The sequence below is a fragment of the Streptomyces sp. E11-3 genome, assembly GCF_046540415.1.
GTDB lineage: Bacteria > Actinomycetota > Actinomycetes > Streptomycetales > Streptomycetaceae > Streptomyces.
Map to the genome: position 1 here is coordinate 1 of NZ_JAZGRL010000070.1, position 2,942 is coordinate 2,942.

Sequence of the window (2,942 nt, forward strand, 5' to 3'; positions counted from 1 at the left end):
CGGCGAGGGTGCGTGCCGGGCGTCGGGGCGCAGGCGGGGGTTCAAAGACAGGCTCAGCGCCGTACGCGCCAGGTCACGTCGGTCTGGAGGGTCTCGGCGATCTCCGGGTCGCGGACGGCGTCCGTGGGGTCGGTGACGCGGAGGGTGAGCTCATGCGCCCCGCGGTCGCGGGCCCGCAGGCGCAGGTCCGACACGCGCACCGAGGTGCGGCCCGCCAGCGACTCGACCCTGCGGCCGTCCAGGTACCACTGGACGTCGAGCCGGGCGGCACCGGACAGCGTCGGCACCTTGGCGCGTGCCCGGTCGCCCCTCCGCAGCGGACGGTCGGTCGGGGTGACGGCGGTGGCGACCGAGGCGTGCCGGTAGAAACCGGCGATCATCGCCTCGGTTCCGGGGAGGTTGAACGGCTTGCCGAGTACCCGCATCAGCGAGGCGTCGGTGGGCCGGTTCAGACCCGTCACGTAGTAGCCGCCGCCTTCGTACGCCCCTACCGTGCCGCCGTCCGGGGAGGTCTCGCCGAGCCAGCGGTGCCACTTGGTCCGGCTCTCGCGCAGCTGGTCGGCGGTCAGCGTGGAGATGTTGGAGTCGGCGGGCTCGGGTCCTGTGTACTCCTCGTAGCCGGGGTAGTCCGGGTAGAAGTACTCGTCGGCGAGCTTGCCGAGGGAGTGCCCGGTCTCGTGGATGGCGACCTGGCCGGACTGCTCGTTCCCGGCGGACGCGGTGGCGATCCCCTCGTAACCGAGCCTCGGATTGGGGGTGTTGTAGCCCGCACCGCCGTACTTCTCGCTGTTGGCGAGGACCATCACCAGCTCGACTTCGGGGGTCTTGGCGGCATACGCGTCGACCTTGCGCTCGTCGACGCAGAGCAGCCGCTCGAAGTCACCGCACCAGAAGTACGACCCGAGCGCGGTGTCCTTGACGACGTCCTGGTCCGGGTCGCCGGAGACCCCGGACTCCTTGGACACGGCGTCCACGGCCCAGACGTTGAACAGGCCCTGGTAGGTGGTGTACGGCTCTACGGCGGTGACCTCGTCCCACTTCGCCTTGACGTCGGTGTGGAACTGGTCGAGTTCGGCGGCGGTGTATCCGTCGCCGACGAAGACGACGTCGAGCCGGTCGCCGCTCGGGCCGTTGTCGACGACCTTGGTGACCCGGCCGTCGGTGCGGGCTTCGGCGGGGGACAGCTCGCGCGGCGACGCGGCCTTCTTGCCGTGTACGGGGACCCGGGCGTAGCCGGAACCGGCGTCGGGGTGTCCGTTGTTCTCGTGCTGCTGGCCGCGCTCGGTGCGCTCGGGGCTGGGTATCTCGGGGCCTGGTATCTCCACTCTCACCCGGTCGTCTCTCACCCGGTCGTCACTGTTCGGGTCCGCGGACGCGGCGGTGGGTGCGGCGGCGAGGGCACAGGCGACGGCGGCGGCCATCGCGGCCGCCGCTGTGGATCTGCGGATGGATGCGCGCAAGAGTTCCTCCCCAGGGACAGGTGAGTGGGGTTAAGTTCAGGCATCAGCCTGCTTAACTGAGCGATTAACCTAGAGGGGTCGACCCGTGCCGCACAATGCCTCCAGGGCCACCAGGAGTCACAAAGGAGGACGCGCTATGGACGAACCCGCAGAGATAGGACGCCGCGTCCTGCGGTGGCGCACCGAACGCGGGCTCACCCAGCGGCAGTTGGCGGAGCCCAAGTACACCGCGGCGCATGTCTCCACGCTGGAGTCCGGCAAGGTCCGCCCCTCCGAGACCGCCCTGCGCTTCTTCGCCGAGCAACTCGGCACCACCTACGAGGAACTGGCCACTGGCCGCCCCGCCCATCTCGCCACCGAGCTGCGTCTCGCCCTCGCCGAGGCCCAGCGGCTGCTCGCCACGGGGACGCCTAGCGAGGCCGCCGCCCGCTATCGGGACCTGCTCGCCGAGGCGGAGCGACTGGACCTGGCGCCCGAGCAGGCGGCCGCCGGTATCGGGCTCGGCGAGTGCGCCCTGGAGAGCGGTGAACTGGCCGACGCCCGCGCCCACTTCGAGACAGCGGAGCGGCTGCTGGCCGCCGAGCCGCTCCCCCGCCGGGCCCGCGCGATCCGTGGCCGGGCCGTGGCACATCTGCTCGCCGGTGAACTCCGCTACGCCTGCTACGTCCTGGAGACCGCCCTCGACGAGCTCAACACCAGCGGCCTGCACGACCCGGACGCGCTGGTCCTGCTCTACGCCGCGACCATCGGCCCGTACATGGACATGGGCGCCCACGTACGGGCCGCCCACGCGGCTGACATCGCCCTCGCGTTGGCCCCGCACGTGTCCGACCCGGCCCTGGTCGCGGGCATGCACCGCAGTGTCGCCCGCACGCTGCTCGCCGAGGGCCGGATCGCCGAGGCGGACACCTCGATCGCCAAGGCGCAGGAGCTCTACCAGCAGCTGCACCTGCGCACCGAGCTCGCGCACTGCCACTGGATGCGCGGCTATGTGCACGCCCAGCACGGCGCGCTGGAGGACGCCGAGCGTGAACTGCGCATCGCCCACCGCACGCTGGCCGCCAAGCGCGCGTCACTGTTCACCGCCCAGGTGGAGGTCGAGCTGGCCGACGTCCTGCGCCGCCGCGGCCGCCACGAGGAGGCGGAAGCCCTGCTCACCCATCTGCTCGACCTCTCGGGCGAGCGGGGCGCCGTCCACGCGGCGGGCGCGCACCGCCTCCTGGGCCTGATCGCCGAGGACCGCGGTGACCTGGCGGCCGCCGAACGGTACTACGACAACGCCCTGGTGCTCCTGGAGCGCAGCGGCGCGGCGGGCGACCTCGCCGACCTGTGCCGGCTGCGGGGCGACCTGCTGCGCCGTACGGGGCGGACCGAGGCGGCGATGGACGCGTACCGCACCGGTCTCGGTCACCGCGCCGCACCGGGCACGACGACTCTGGGCCCGGCGCCGAGGCATCCCCCGATCTAGTCTCCCCCGCCCCG

The 2,942-nt window shown here is 72.2% G+C and carries 2 protein-coding genes; one reads left to right on the plus strand and one right to left on the minus strand.

Annotated features, from left to right (window positions below):
* Window positions 1-53 precede the first annotated feature (53 nt).
* Window positions 54-1,460, minus strand: a complete 1,407-nt coding sequence (locus U9R90_RS35045; protein ID WP_411061439.1) for a M64 family metallopeptidase — start codon at window positions 1,458-1,460, stop codon at window positions 54-56.
* A 136-nt stretch (window positions 1,461-1,596) separates the two neighbouring features.
* On the opposite strand from U9R90_RS35045, the gene U9R90_RS35050 reads away from it, so the two are divergent.
* Complete coding sequence (locus tag U9R90_RS35050; protein ID WP_411061440.1) at window positions 1,597-2,928, plus strand: tetratricopeptide repeat protein; 1,332 nt, start codon at window positions 1,597-1,599, stop codon at window positions 2,926-2,928.
* Window positions 2,929-2,942: the final 14 nt, after the last annotated feature.

Coding starts and splice junctions, on each gene's coding strand:
- U9R90_RS35050 (WP_411061440.1), top strand. CDS start 1,597: ATGGACGAACCCGCAGAGATAGGACGCCGCGTCCTGCGGTGGCGCACC.